This window comes from Pseudomonas sp. NPDC012596 (assembly GCF_042902325.1).
GTDB lineage: Bacteria > Pseudomonadota > Gammaproteobacteria > Pseudomonadales > Pseudomonadaceae > Aquipseudomonas.
The window spans coordinates 20,597-34,740 of record NZ_JBIBEB010000026.1; the positions used below are offsets into that span (position 1 = coordinate 20,597).

Annotated in this window: 12 protein-coding genes; 1 reads left to right on the forward strand and 11 read right to left on the reverse strand. The window is 63.6% G+C overall.

Going from position 1 to position 14,144, the window contains the following annotated elements; translation table 11 throughout:
- A complete protein-coding gene (locus ACFY68_RS24485; protein ID WP_387532821.1) occupies nt 1-264 on the forward strand; it encodes an ogr/Delta-like zinc finger family protein in 264 nt (87 codons plus the stop codon).
- An 80-nt stretch (nt 265-344) separates the two neighbouring features.
- Here ACFY68_RS24485 and nuoN read toward each other — a convergent pair whose 3' ends face one another.
- The 11 genes from nuoN to nuoC all read right to left on the reverse strand — a co-directional run bounded on the left by nuoN (nt 345) and on the right by nuoC (nt 14,136).
- The gene (gene nuoN, locus ACFY68_RS24490) at nt 345-1,814 is read right to left on the reverse strand and encodes an NADH-quinone oxidoreductase subunit NuoN (RefSeq protein WP_387532824.1); all 1,470 of its coding nucleotides are present in this window, start codon (nt 1,812-1,814) and stop codon (nt 345-347) included.
- Between the two features lie 7 nt (nt 1,815-1,821).
- Nucleotides 1,822-3,354 carry an NADH-quinone oxidoreductase subunit M gene (gene nuoM, locus ACFY68_RS24495; RefSeq protein ID WP_387532827.1) on the reverse strand — a complete coding sequence of 511 codons (1,533 nt, stop codon included), beginning with the start codon at nt 3,352-3,354 and terminating at the stop codon, nt 1,822-1,824.
- A 40-nt stretch (nt 3,355-3,394) separates the two neighbouring features.
- Nucleotides 3,395-5,248, reverse strand: a complete 1,854-nt coding sequence (gene nuoL, locus ACFY68_RS24500) for an NADH-quinone oxidoreductase subunit L (protein WP_346616125.1) — start codon at nt 5,246-5,248, stop codon at nt 3,395-3,397.
- Nucleotides 5,245-5,553 carry an NADH-quinone oxidoreductase subunit NuoK gene (gene nuoK / locus ACFY68_RS24505; protein ID WP_003251446.1) on the reverse strand — a complete coding sequence of 103 codons (309 nt, stop codon included), beginning with the start codon at nt 5,551-5,553 and terminating at the stop codon, nt 5,245-5,247. The genes nuoL and nuoK overlap by 4 nt, the downstream gene beginning before the upstream one ends.
- Nucleotides 5,554-5,556: 3 nt before the next feature.
- Nucleotides 5,557-6,057: an NADH-quinone oxidoreductase subunit J gene (gene nuoJ, locus ACFY68_RS24510; protein ID WP_012313764.1), complete on the reverse strand. Its 501-nt coding sequence runs from the start codon at nt 6,055-6,057 to the stop codon at nt 5,557-5,559.
- Between the two features lie 10 nt (nt 6,058-6,067).
- Nucleotides 6,068-6,616 carry an NADH-quinone oxidoreductase subunit NuoI gene (gene nuoI / locus ACFY68_RS24515; RefSeq protein WP_027592814.1) on the reverse strand — a complete coding sequence of 183 codons (549 nt, stop codon included), beginning with the start codon at nt 6,614-6,616 and terminating at the stop codon, nt 6,068-6,070.
- An 11-nt stretch (nt 6,617-6,627) separates the two neighbouring features.
- On the reverse strand, nt 6,628-7,635 hold the full coding sequence (gene nuoH, locus ACFY68_RS24520; protein WP_012273297.1) for an NADH-quinone oxidoreductase subunit NuoH: 1,008 nt from the start codon (nt 7,633-7,635) through the stop codon (nt 6,628-6,630).
- Nucleotides 7,632-10,346, reverse strand: coding sequence for an NADH-quinone oxidoreductase subunit NuoG (nuoG, locus tag ACFY68_RS24525; RefSeq protein WP_387532833.1), 2,715 nt, complete (start codon nt 10,344-10,346; stop codon nt 7,632-7,634). The genes nuoH and nuoG overlap by 4 nt, the downstream gene beginning before the upstream one ends.
- Nucleotides 10,347-10,478: 132 nt before the next feature.
- On the reverse strand, nt 10,479-11,858 hold the full coding sequence (gene nuoF / locus ACFY68_RS24530) for an NADH-quinone oxidoreductase subunit NuoF (RefSeq protein ID WP_387532836.1): 1,380 nt from the start codon (nt 11,856-11,858) through the stop codon (nt 10,479-10,481).
- Entirely contained in the window at nt 11,855-12,352 is a 498-nt protein-coding gene (nuoE, locus tag ACFY68_RS24535; RefSeq protein ID WP_387532839.1) for an NADH-quinone oxidoreductase subunit NuoE, read from the reverse strand. The genes nuoF and nuoE overlap by 4 nt, the downstream gene beginning before the upstream one ends.
- A gap of 2 nt (nt 12,353-12,354) precedes the next feature.
- A complete protein-coding gene (gene nuoC, locus ACFY68_RS24540) occupies nt 12,355-14,136 on the reverse strand; it encodes an NADH-quinone oxidoreductase subunit C/D (RefSeq protein ID WP_346616122.1) in 1,782 nt (593 codons plus the stop codon).
- Nucleotides 14,137-14,144: the final 8 nt, after the last annotated feature.

Sequence of the window (14,144 nt, forward strand, 5' to 3'; positions counted from 1 at the left end):
GTGAGTACTTACAAGCTGGTTTGCCCGCATTGCCACAGCCGGATGCGCATACGCACGAGCGAAGGGCGCCATATTTTCCTGCGTATCGCTTATCTGCAATGCACCACCGAGGCGTGCGGCTGGTCAGTACGCGCCGAATTCGAAATGACCCATGAACTGTCCCCTAGCGGGATGCCCAATCCGGAAGTGTACCTGCCTTCAGCCAACGGTGATTTGCGCAAGGCCGCCCTGCCTGGGGCAGGCCAGGCCAGCTCGGTTGAGTGAGGCGTCACTGGGGGCAGGCAGAAATTGCGCAGATAAAAAAACACCCCGCCTAGGCGGGGTGTTTTGTGTTGGCGGGGCAATCAGCCGATCAGTTGCAGCCCGGCTTGCTGGACCATTTCCAGCAACGGTTGCGGGTACACGCCGAGCACAAAGGCGAGGATGGCGATGGCCAGCAGCATGACGCCGCCGGTGCGCTGTTCCCACTTCAGCGGGGCATCGTGGCGACGCAGGTTTGGTTCGACCAGGTACAGGGTGACCATGACGCGCAGGTAGTAGTAAACGCCGATGGCGCTACCGATCACCAGCGCACCGACCAGCCACCACAGGTGCGATTCGACACCGGTGGCGATGATGTAGAACTTGCCGATGAAGCCTGCGGTCAGCGGGATACCGGCCAGCGACAGCATCATCACGGTCAGTACGGCGGTCAGGTACGGGCGGCGCCAGAACAGGCCGCGGTACTCGTACAGCGCATCGGCGTCACGGCCGCCGTAAGGCGAGGACATCAGGGTGATTACGCCGAATGCGCCGAGGCTGGTGATCACGTAGGTGACCAGGTACACGCCCATGGCTTCCAGGGCCAGCCCCTTGCTCGCGACCAGGGCAATGAGCAGGTAGCCGAAGTGGGCGATGGACGAGTAACCGAGCAGACGCTTGAGGTTGCTCTGGGTCAGCGCCAGCAGGTTGCCGATCAGGATCGAGGCAACCGCGATCACAGCCAGCACGGTGCTCAGCACGCCGCTGCTGGCAGCTGGGGACAGCATGAACAGGCGCACGACCACGGCGAATACCGCCACCTTGCTGGCGGTGGCCAGGAACGCGGCCACCGGCGCCGGGGCGCCTTCGTACACGTCCGGGGTCCACAGGTGGAACGGTACCAGCGACAGCTTGAAGGCCAGGCCCACCAGCATCATGCCCAGGCCTAGTTGCGCGACCAGGCTTGGCATGTTGGTGGCTGCCAGCACTTTGCCGATCTGGTCGAAGCTCAGGCTGCCAGCATCGGCGTACAGCAGTGCCATGCCGAACAGCAGGAAGGCAGAACCTGCAGCCGACAGCACCATGTACTTGATGCCCGCTTCCAGCGAACGCTTGTTGAAGAAGGCATACGCCACCAGGCCGTAGACCGGCACCGACAGCAGCTCCAGGCCGATGAACAGGCCGGCCAGGTGGTTGGCGCTGACCAGCACCAGCCCACCGAGTGCCGACATCAGCAGCAGCAGGTAGAGCTCTTCACGGTTGCCCGGGAAGCCCTTGGAGCCTTCGCCCAGGTAAGCGTGGGCAAGCGTGACGCAGGCCAGTGTGGCCACCAGGATGATCGCCATGTACAGGCAGGCGAACTTGTCGATGGTGATCAGCGGGGTAACCGCCAGCGGCGCGACCTTCAGTACCGGCAAGATCGACAGCAAGGCCAGGTTCAGGCCCACGGTGGACAGCAGGAAGGTCTGCGAGTGGTTGCGCTTCCAGGCGATCGCCAGCATCACCACCACCGTGGTGATGGTGGTGATCAGCATCGGCGCCAATGCGATGAAGTGTTGAGTGGTGAATTCCATAGCGCTCTTACCGGGCCGAAGCGAGTTGAGTGAAAGCGGAACCGAGCCACTGCTGCACACCACTCATGGTGGCGGCAGAAGTGTCGAGGAACGGCTGCGGGTACACACCAAGCACGATCAGCAGCACCGCCAGGCCCAGCACCATGATCATCTCGCGGCCGTCCATGCCGGCCAGCACGGTGTCACTCTTGCTTGGGCCGAAGTAGGCGCGGTGGATCATGATCAGCGAGTAGACGGAGCCGAAGACCAGGCCGGTGGTGGCGATCACGGTGATCCATGGCACGCTGGCGAAGCTGCCGATCAGGATCAGGAACTCGCCGACGAAGTTGCCGGTGCCGGGCAGGCCCAGGGAGGCAGCAGCGAAGAACAGGCTGATTGCAGGCAGGTACGCGATGCGGTGCCACAGGCCACCCATCTGGCGCATGTCACGGGTATGCAGGCGCTCGTACAGCTGGCCGGACAGGATGAACAGCGCAGCGGCCGACAGGCCGTGGGCCAGCATCTGGATCACCGCGCCTTGCAGGGCTTGCTGGCTGCCGGAGTAGATACCGATCAGTACGAAGCCCATGTGCGAAACACTGGAGAAAGCGATCAGGCGCTTGATGTCGGACTGCGCGAACGCCAGGAAGGCACCGTAGAAAATACCGATCAGGCCCAGGGTCATGGCGATCGGCGCGAACTCGGCCGAGGCGTTCGGGAACAGCGGCAGGGCGAAGCGCAGCAGGCCGTAGGCCGCAGTCTTCAGCAAGATACCCGCCAGGTCCACGGAACCTGCGGTCGGCGCCTGGGCGTGCGCATCAGGCAGCCAGGAGTGGAACGGCACCACCGGCAGCTTCACCGCAAAGGCGATGAAGAAGCCCAGCATCAGCACGTACTCGACGCCAGCTGGCAGCTCGGCCTTGAGCAGGTCGCTGTAGTTGAAGGTGAGCACGCCGGTGGTGTTGTAGTTGACCAGCACCAGGCCAAGGATCGCCACCAGCATGATCAGGCCGCTGGCCTGGGTGAAGATGAAGAACTTGGTCGCAGCGTAGATCCGGGTCTTCTTGCCGTCTGCAGAGCTGTGACCCCAGAGCGCGATGAGGAAATACATCGGCACCAGCATCATTTCCCAGAAGAAGAAGAACAGGAACAGGTCCAGGGCCAGGAACACACCGACCACGCCGCCGAGGATCCACATCAGGTTGAGGTGGAAGAAGCCGACGTGGCGCTGGATCTCTTTCCAGGAGCACAGTACCGACAGCACACCGAGCAGGCCGGTCAGCAGGATCATCAGCAGCGACAGGCCGTCCAGGGCCAGGTGGATGCTGATGCCGAAGCGCTTGATCCACTCGACTTTGTATTCGAGTGCCCAGGCAGGTTCGGCGCCCGGAGCAGGGGCCAGGGTGTAGTCGCCGGTGCCCCACAGATACAGGCCGATGCCGAGCAGCAGGGACATGGTCAGCAGCGCGATCCAGCGTGGCAGGGTGGCGCCGAAGCGCTCACCCAGCCAGCACAGGAAGCCGCCGATGAAGGGGATCAGGATCAGCCAAGGCAAAATCATGACGGGTTGGTTTCCTTTGGCAAAGTCGCAAGATTCATAGTCATACCGCAGCCACTACCACAGCACCGAGTACCAGCACGGCGCCGACGGCGATCGAAGCGGTGTACCAGCGCAGCTGGCCGGTCTCGGTCTTGCTCATGGCGACGTGGCCACCACGTGCCATCCGAGGGATCAGGCCGATGCTGCGGTCAACCGGGTCCTTGCGCAGGATGTGGCTGATCAGCAGGTAAGGTTTGACGAAGAGCTTGTCGTAGATCCAGTCGAAGCCCCAGGCGGCGAACCACCAGGCCGACAGGACGCGGCCGATGCCGCTGTTGGCGACCGCGCTGACGAAGCGGCGCTTGCCCAGGAACAGCATGGCCGACAGCAGGATACCGGCGATGGCGATGGCGCCCGAGGCGATCTCCAGCGAGTGCTTGGCGTCACCGCCAGCATGGCCTGCGCTTTCAGGCAGCACACCTGCCAGCGGTGGGGTGATCCAGGCGCCGATGAAGGTCGACAGCACGATCAGCACGCCCAGTGGCAGCCAGTGGCTGATGCCGTGGCCGGCGTGGGCTTCGGTCTTGGCTTCGCCATGGAAGGCGATGAAGATCAGGCGGAAGGTGTACAGCGAGGTCATGAACGCACCGACCAGGCCAGCGTACAGCAGGCCGGTGTTGCCGCTGGCGAAGGCTTCCCAGAGGATCTCGTCCTTGGAGTAGAAACCGACGGTCACGATCGGCAGGGCCGCCAGGGCGGCGCCACCGACCACGAAGCTGGCGTAGGCCAATGGCAGTTTCTTCCACAGGCCGCCCATCTTGAAGATGTTCTGCTCGTGGTGGCAGGCAACGATCACCGCACCGGAAGCAAGGAACAGCAGGGCCTTGAAGAAGGCGTGGGTCATCAGGTGGAAGATCGCCGCGTCCCAGGCACCGACGCCCAAAGCCAGGAACATGTAACCGATCTGGCTCATGGTCGAGTAGGCGAGGATACGCTTGATGTCGGTCTGTACCAGCGCGGCGAAGCCGGCCAGCACCAGGGTCACACCGCCGACTACGCCGACCAGGTGCAGGATGTCCGGCGCCAGCAGGAACAGGCCGTTGGTACGGGCGATCAGGTACACGCCCGCGGTCACCATGGTTGCGGCGTGGATCAGTGCCGAAACCGGGGTAGGGCCTGCCATCGCGTCGGCCAGCCAGGTCTGCAGCGGCAGCTGGGCCGATTTACCGACCGCGCCACCCAGCAGCATCAGGGTCGCCAGGACCATCCAGGTGTCACCTGCCTGGAACTTCTGCGGTGCCAGCACCAGCAGTTCCTGCACATTCAGGGTACCCAGCTGGGCGAACAGGATGAACAGGCCGATGGCCATGAACACGTCGCCGATACGGGTGACGATGAAGGCCTTGAGTGCTGCGTTACCGTTGTTGCGGTTGCTGTAGTAGAAACCGATCAACAGGTACGAGCACAGGCCCACGCCTTCCCAGCCGAAGTAGATGAACAGCAGGTTATCGCCCAGCACCAGGAACAGCATGCTGGCGATGAACAGGTTGGTGTACGAGAAGAAGCGCGAGTAGCCCGCTTCGCCACGCATGTACCACGACGCGAACAGGTGGATCAGGAAGCCTACGCCAGTGACCACGCCGAGCATGGTGACCGACAGGCCGTCCACGTACAGGGTGAAGTTCGGCGCAAAGCCGTCCACCGACATCCACTGCCACAGCAGCTGGCTGTACGCGCCGCCTTCAGGCGGGGCGACGTTGAATTGCCAGATGACGTAGGCGGCTGTTGCGGCCGAGAGGCCGACCGAGCCGACGCCGATCAGGGCAGACAGGTTCTCCGAGAACCGCCCGCGCGAGAACGACAGCAGCAAGAAGCCGATCAGGGGGAAGACGAAAGTCAGGAAGATAAGGTTCATCCGCGCATCTCACTGGCAGCATCGATGTCGAGAGTGTGGAAGCGGCGATACAGCTGCAGCAGGATCGCCAGGCCAATGCTGGCCTCGGCGGCTGCCAGGCTGATCACCAGAATGAACATCACCTGGCCGTCGGGCTGGACCCAACGGGCACCGGCGACGACGAACGCCAGGGCAGAGGCGTTCATCATGACTTCCAGGCTCATGAGCACGAAGAGGATGTTGCGGCGGACCATAAGGCCAACCAGACCTAAGCAGAACAGGATGCCAGCGACCGCCAGACCATGCTCGAGAGGGATAGCACCCATGATTTACTCCTTCGCCTCGTTGCGGCCCAGGTGGAAGGCGGTGACGGCTGCAGCGAGCAGCAGCATCGAAGCCAGTTCGACCACCAGCAGGTACGGGCCGAACAGGCTGATGCCCACTTCTTTCGGGCCCACGGTGGTGCCGCTGATGCCGGCACCGCTCGGGGTGACGAACAGCACGTACAGCAGCTCCAGCAACAGCAGGGTGCCGAGTATCACCGGCCCCGCCCATATGCCGGGCTTGAGCCAGCCACGTTCCTGGGCGACCGAGGCCGGCCCCAGGTTGAGCATCATTACCACGAACACGAACAGCACCATGATGGCGCCGGCGTAGGCGATCACTTCCAGGGCGCCGGCGAACGGCGCACCCAGGGCGAAGAAGATCATTGCCACGGAAATCAGCGAAATGATCAGGTAGAGCAGGGCGTGCACGGGGTTGGTGCCGGTGACCACACGAAGGGTGGAAACCACGGCGATCCCGGATGCGAAGTAGAAAGCGAATTCCATCTTTCTGTCCTTATGGGAGCAAGCTCTTCACGTTGATCGGCTCGGCTTCGTTCTGCGCAGAGCCTTTCGGCTTGCCAGCGATCGCCATGCCCGCAACACGGTAGAAGTTGTAGTCAGGGTTCTTGCCGGGGCCGGAGATCAGCAGATCTTCTTTCTCGTACACCAGGTCCTGACGCTTGAACTCGGCCATTTCGAAATCCGGGGTCAGCTGGATCGCGGTGGTCGGGCACGCTTCCTCGCACAGGCCGCAGAAGATGCAGCGCGAGAAGTTGATGCGGAAGAACTCCGGATACCAACGACCGTCCTCGGTCTCGGCCTTCTGCAGCGAGATGCAGCCAACCGGGCAGGCCACCGCGCAGAGGTTGCACGCCACGCAGCGCTCTTCGCCATCGGGGTCGCGGGTGAGGACAATACGGCCACGGTAGCGCGGCGGCAGGTACACAGCTTCTTCGGGGTACTGCAGGGTGTCGCGCTTGCGGAACCCGTGGGAGAACACCATGGCCAGGCTGCGCAGCTGTGTGCCGGTGCCCTTAACGATGTCGCCGATATACTTGAACATGGGTCAAATCCTCACTGGGCCGCGACGGCTGGCGTGTTGTAAAGCACGATCGCAGCGGTCACCAGCAAATTGATCAGGGTCAGCGGCAGGCAGAACTTCCAGCTGAAGTCCATCACCTGGTCATAGCGTGGGCGCGGGATCGAGGCGCGCAGCAGGATGAACAGCATGATGAAGAACGCGGTCTTCAGCGCGAACCACAGGAACGGCACTTGCGGCAGGATGCCGAACGGGCCGTGCCAGCCACCGAAGAACAGGGTGACCAGCAGCGCCGAGATGAGGATGATGCCGATGTACTCACCGACGAAGAACATGCCCCATTTCATGCCGGCATACTCAATGTGGTAGCCGTCGGCCAGTTCCTGTTCCGCTTCCGGCTGGTCGAACGGGTGACGGTGAGTCACGGCGACGCCAGCGATGAAGAAGGTGCAGAAGCCGAAGAACTGCGGAATGATGAACCACAGGTTCTGGGCCTGGTATTCAACGATGTCGCGCATGTTGAACGAGCCCACCTGCACCACCACGCCCATCAGCGCCAGGCCCAGGAACACTTCGTACGACACGGTCTGTGCCGAAGCACGCAAGCTGCCCAGCAGGGCGTACTTGTTGTTCGACGACCAGCCGGCGAACAGCACCGCGTAGACCGACAGGCCGGCCATGGCGAAGAAGAACAGCAGGCCGATGTTCAGGTCGGCGACGCCCCAGCCCGGTGTGATCGGGATGATCGAGAAGCCGATCAGCAGCGCGCTCATGGCCACGACCGGCGCCAGGGTGAAGATCATCTTGTCGACGAAGGGCGGGTTCCAGTCTTCCTTGAAGAACATCTTCAGCATGTCGGCAGCGATCTGGAACATGCCGAACGGGCCGACGCGGTTAGGACCGTAGCGGTCCTGCCACCAGCCCAGCAGGCGGCGCTCGACGAAGCTGAGCAGCGCACCGCAGACGACGACGGCCAGCAGCACCACGATGGCCTTGACGACCTGGATGATCACATCGATCACTTCGGGGGTGAACCAGCTCATTGTGCTGCCTCCTGCAGGCCTTCGACGGATGCACCGAAGATGGCAGGCGGAATGCCGGCCAGGCCTTTCGGCAGCGCGACCAGGCCAGCGCCCAGCTCTTCATTGATGCGCAGCGGCAGGCGCAGGGCCACACCGGCGACGTTCAGGCTCAGCAGGGCACCTTCGTTGACACCCAGGCGGTCGGCTTCGGACTTGGCCAGGGCCACGTAGGCAGGCTGAATGCGCTCTTGCACCGGAGCGGCGCGCGAGGAGTTTTCTTCGCTGCCGAACAGGTGGAAGAACGGCACGGCGGTCCAGGTGCCACGGGCCGGGTTGAAAGCACCCGGGATGGCGTTGAACCAGTTCAGGCGATCGCCTTGCGATTCGATCAGGCGCACGCCCGGGTCACCGGCACGCAGGTGGCCACCGACCTCGTCCTGGAACTTGTTCCAGGCTTGCGGCGAGTTCCAGCCCGGCGACCAGGCAAACGGCACTTGCTGGCGCGGTTCAACGGAGCCCGAGTAGCCTTCCATCGAGAAGGCGAACGCGGTGTCCTTGTCTTGCGGGGTACGCGGTTCGTGCACGCTGATGTTGGCGCGCATGGCGGTACGGCCGGAGTAGCGCAGTGGCTCACGCGCCAGCTTCATGCCCTTGATGCGGAATGCGGCGCTGGGTGCGGCGTTGACGATACTGGCCAGTTGCGGCGCGGCTTCGGCGCAGGCGCTGGTGACGTGGTCCAGCTGGGTCCAGTCGACCGGCTTGTTCAGCAGGGTGGCACGCAGGGCGTGCATCCAGCGCCAGCCTTCATGGACCAGGATGCTGCTGTCCAGGTACTGCGGGTCGAACACCTGGAAGAAGCGCTGAGCACGGCCTTCCTGGCTTACCAGGGTACCGTCGCCTTCAGCGAACGACGCCGCTGGCAGCACCAGGTGGGCGCGTTCCAGCGTAGGGGTGTGGGAATGGTCGGCGACGATCACCACCTTGGCGGCAGCCAGCGCGGCATCGACCTTGGCGGCCGGCACGCGGGTGTACAGGTCGTTTTCAAGGACCACGATGGCATCGGCTTTGCCGCTGATGACTGCGTCCAGCGCCGCATCGACCGACTCGCCACCCATCATCGCCATGCCCAGGCTGTTGGCCTCAGGCACGACCAGGCTCAGCGAACCGTTCTTCTCGCGCAGCTTCAGGGCCTTGGCGATGTTGGCGGCGGCTTCGATCAGCGCCGGGTCGGCCAGGGAAGTACCGGCGATGACCAGTGGGCGCTTGGCCGCCACCAGGGCGTCGGCGATGCGCTGGGCCAGGGCCTTGGCTTCTTCGTCCAGGCCGGCTACTGCGGGTGCGCTCGGGTCGATGGCATGGGCCACGGCGAAACCGATGCGGGCCAGGTCCGCCGGAGCTGCGTGTACGCACTCTTCAGCCACGTCGTCCAGCTTGGTTTCAGCCAGCGAAGCGATGAACAGCGGGTACAGCGCATGCTGGCCGATGTTCTTCACGGCGGCGTCCAGCCAAGGCTGCACTTTCATGGCTTCGGCCATGGCCTCGGCCTTGCCTTTGGTGGCCTGGCGCACGGACAGCGCCACACGGGCGGCGGTCTGGGTCAGGTCTTCACCGAGCACGAACACGGCGTCGTGGTCTTCGATGTCGCGCAGGGTCGGTACCGGCAGCGGGCTGTTGTTCAGCACGTTCAGGGCCAGGCGCACACGGGCCAGTTCGCCTGCTTCCATACCGCAATAGAAGTACTCGGCGCCGACCAGCTCACGCAGGCCGTAGTTGCTTTCGAGGCTGGCGCGTGGCGAGCCGATACCGACGATGGTGCGGCCGCGCAGCAGGTCGGCGGCCTTGTCCAGGGCGGCGTCCAGGCTCAGCTTGGTGCCATCGGCCAGGCGTGGTTGGCGCGGGCGGTCAGTGCGGTTGACGTAGCCATAGCCGAAGCGGCCACGGTCGCACAGGAAGTACTGGTTGACCGAGCCGTTGAAGCGGTTTTCGACCCGACGCAGCTCGCCGTAGCGCTCGCCCGGGCTGATGTTGCAGCCGCTGGAGCAGCCGTGGCAGATGCTTGGGGCAAACTGCATGTCCCACTTGCGGTTGTAGCGCTCGGAGTGGGTCTTGTCGGTGAACACGCCGGTCGGGCAGACCTCGGTCAGGTTGCCGGAGAACTCGCTCTCCAGCACGCCGTCTTCAACGCGGCCGAAGTACACGTTGTCGTGGGCGCCGTAGACACCCAGGTCGGTGCCGCCTGCGTAGTCCTTGTAGTAACGCACGCAGCGGTAGCAGGCGATGCAGCGGTTCATCTCGTGGGCGATGAACGGGCCGAGGTCCTGGTTCTGGTGGGTACGCTTGGTGAAACGGTAACGGCGCTCGTTGTGGCCGGTCATTACCGTCATGTCCTGCAGGTGGCAGTGACCGCCTTCCTCGCACACCGGGCAGTCGTGCGGGTGGTTGGTCATCAGCCACTCGACGACGCTGGCGCGGAATGCCTTGGACTCGTCATCTTCGATGGAGATCCAGGTGCCGTCGGAGGCAGGGGTCATGCACGACATGACGATACGACCACGGGTGTCGTTCTCGTCGGTGTACTGCTTGACCGCACACTGCCGGCAGGCGCCAACGCTACCAAGCGCCGGGTGCCAGCAGAAATAAGGGATGTCGAGGCCGAGTGACAGACAGGCCTGTAACAGGTTGTCTGCACCGTTGACTTCGAGCGCTTTGCCGTCTACGTGGATAGTGGCCATTGTTCAAAGTTCTTCGTTGGCCCGCGTGAGCGGGCGTGGCTAATGGAAATCTGTACGCCTGCGGCCCGCCACGATTCGTTCGGGCCGGCCTGCAGGCTGGCGGGTGGCACGGACCACCCGCAGCTCATCTTGTTATGCGCCGACCACGATCGGCCCGCTCGGCACTGGCTTGGCCAGGTTCGGGCGCAGGGCGTCGGCAGCACTGGCTGGCGCGACACCGGCCTCGAACTCGGAGCGGAAGTATTTGATGGCACTGCCCAATGGCTCGACGGCACCCGGTGCGTGAGCACAGAAGGTACGGCCTGGGCCGAGGAAGTTGACCAGACCCAGCAGGGTCTCGATGTCTTCGGCGCGGCCCTGGCCGTTTTCCAGTGCGCGCAGCATTTTCACGCTCCACGGCAGGCCGTCACGGCAGGGTGTGCACCAGCCGCACGATTCGCGGGCGAAGAATTCTTCCATGTTGCGCAGCAGTGAGACCATGCTGACGCTGTCGTCGACCGCCATGGCCAGGCCAGTACCCATACGGGTGCCGACCTTGGCGATGCCACCGGCGTACATCTGCGCATCGAGGTGCTCGGGCAGCAGGAAGCCGGTACCGGCGCCGCCTGGCTGCCAGCACTTGAGCTTGAAACCGTCACGCATGCCGCCGGCGTAGTCTTCGAACAACTCGCGGGCGGTTACGCCGAATGGCAGTTCCCACAGGCCTGGGTTCTTCACCTTGCCGGAGAAGCCCATCAGCTTGGTGCCGTGGTCCTCGCTGCCTTCGCGGGCCAGCGACTTGTACCAGTCGTTGCCGTTGGCGACGATGGCCGGCACGTTGCACAGGGTTTCGACGTTGTTCACGCAGGTCGGCTTGCCCCACACGCCGACGGCGGCAGGGAAGGGCGGCTTGGAGCGCGGGTTGGCGCGGCGGCCTTCCAGCGAGTTGATCAGTGCGGTTTCTTCACCGCAGATGTAGCGGCCGGCACCGGTGTGCACGAACAGCTCGAAGTCAAAGCCCGAACCGAGGATGTTCTTGCCCAGCAGGCCTGCGGCCTTGGCTTCGTCGATGGCGCGGTTGAGGTTTTTCGCTGCGGTGGTGTATTCGCCGCGCAGGAAGATATAGCCGCGGTAGGCCTTGAGGGCGCGGGCGCTGATCAGCATCCCCTCGACCAGCAGATGGGGCTGTTGCTCCATCAGCATGCGGTCCTTCCAGGTGTTCGGCTCCATTTCATCCGCGTTGCACAGCAGGTAGCGAATGTTCATGGATTCGTCTTTGGGCATCAGGCCCCACTTCACGCCAGTGGGGAAGCCCGCGCCGCCGCGGCCCTTGAGGCCGGAGTCCTTGACCGCCTGAACGATGTCGTCCTGCGACATCTGCGCCAGCGTCTTGCGGGCAGCGGCGTAGCCGTTCTTGGATTCGTATTCGGCCAGCCAGACCGGCTCGCCGTCGTCACGCAGGCGCCAGGTCAGCGGATGGGTTTCGGCCGAACGCGCGATGCGGTTGGCCGGGCCGAAGGAAGTAATGGTCATACGTAACCCTCCAGCAGTTTGGTAACGCCAGCAGGCTGCACGTCGCCAAAGGTGTCGTCGTCGATCATCAGCGCCGGGGCCTTGTCGCAGTTGCCCAGGCAGCACACCGGCAGCAGGGTGAAGCGCCCGTCAGGCGTGGTCTGGCCAAGGCCGATGCCCAGTTCGCTCTGGATCTGGCTGACCACCGACTCGTGGCCGCCGATGTAGCAGACCATGCTGTCGCACACACGGATGATGTGGCGGCCAACCGGCTGGCGGAAAATCTGGCTGTAGAAGGTGGCGACACCTTCAACGTCGCTGGCAGGGATGCCCAGCACGTCGCCGATGGCGTGAATGGCGCCGTCCGGCACCCAGCCACGTTCCTTCTGGACGATCTTCAAGGCTTCGATGGACGCCGCGCGCGGGTCCTCGTAGTGATGCATTTCGTGCTCGATGGCCGAGCGCTCGGTTTCGCTCAGCGCGAAACGGTCTGTCTGGATAAGCGTGCTGTTCATGCTTAGCGGTCCACGTCAGCCATAACGAAGTCGATACTGCCCAGGTACGCAATGAGGTCGGCGACCATGCTGCCTTTGATCACCGAAGGGATCTGCTGCAGGTGCGGGTAGCTCGGGGTGCGGATCCGGGTGCGGTAGCTCATGGTGCCGCCATCGCTCGTCAGGTAGTAACTGTTGATGCCCTTGGTCGCCTCGATCATCTGGAACGACTCGTTGGCCGGCATGACCGGGCCCCACGAGACTTGCAGGAAGTGCGTGATCAAGGTTTCGATGTGCTGCAGGGTGCGCTCTTTCGGCGGCGGCGTGGTCAGCGGGTGGTCCGCCTTGTACGGGCCTTCCGGCATGTTGCGCAGGCACTGGTCGATGATGCGGATACTCTGGCGCATCTCCTCGACACGGACCATGCAGCGATCGTAGGCATCGCCGTTGTGGGCCAACGGTACTTCGAACTCGAAGTTCTCGTAGCCGGAGTACGGGCGTGCTTTACGCAGGTCGAAATCGCAACCGGTGGAACGCAGGCCGGCACCGGTGGTGCCCCATTCCAGCGCTTCCTTGGTGTTGTAGGCGGCAACGCCGACGGTACGGCCCTTGAGGATGCTGTTCTGCAGGGCAGCCTTGGTGTATTCGTCCAGGCGCTTGGGCAGCCACTCGACGAAGTCCTTGACCAGCTTGTCCCAGCCGCGCGGCAGGTCGTGGGCGACGCCACCAATGCGGTACCAGGCCGGGTGCAGGCGGAAACCGGTGATCGCTTCGATCACGGTGTAGGCGCGCTGGCGGTCGGTGAAGGTGAAGAATACCGGGGTCATGGCGCCGACGTCCTGGATATAGGTACCCAGGAACAGCAGGTGGCTGGTGATGCGGAAGAACTCGGCGAGCATGATGCGAATCACGTCGACCTTCTGCGGCACCTTGATGCCTGCCAGCTTTTCCACCGCCAGTACATACGGCAGGTTGTTCATCACACCGCCGAGGTAGTCGATACGGTCGGTGTAGGGGATGAAGCTGTGCCAGGACTGGCGCTCGGCCATCTTCTCGGCACCACGGTGGTGGTAGCCGATGTCCGGCACGCAGTCGACGATCTCTTCGCCGTCCAGCTGCAGGACGATACGGAACGCACCGTGGGCGGACGGGTGGTTGGGGCCGAGGTTGAGGAACATGTAGTCCTCGTTGGCGCCCTGACGTTTCATGCCCCAGGCTTCCGGGTTGAAACGCGCCGATTCCTCTTCAAGCTGTTGCTTGGCGAGGGTCAGGCTATAGGGGTCGAACTCGGTCGCACGGGCCGGGTAATCCTTGCGCAGCGGGTGGCCTTCCCAGGTGGGCGGCATCATGATGCGGCTCAGGTGCGGGTGGCCGGCAAAGTCGATGCCGAACATGTCCCAGACTTCGCGCTCGTACCAGTTGGCGTTTGGCCAGATGCCGGTCACGGTCGGCAGGTTCAGGTCGCCTTCGCTGAGCGACACCTTGATCATCACGTCGCTGTTACGCTCAACCGACAGCAGGTGGTAGAACACGCTGAAATCGGCGGCAGGCAGGCCGCGGCGCTGGGTGCGCAGGCGCTCGTCGACGCCGTGCAGGTCGTACAGCATGCTGTAGGGCTTGGCGACACCGCGCAGGAAGCTGAGCACCTCTTTGAGCTGGGCGCGCTTGACCCACAGCACAGGCATGCCGGTGCGGGTTTCCTGGGCGACGAATGCTTCGGCGCCAAAACGGTTGTTCAGTTCGACGACCACATCCTGGTCGTCAGCCTTGTAGGGCGGAATGAAAATAGCGTTGTCCGCTGTCATGGTCTCGG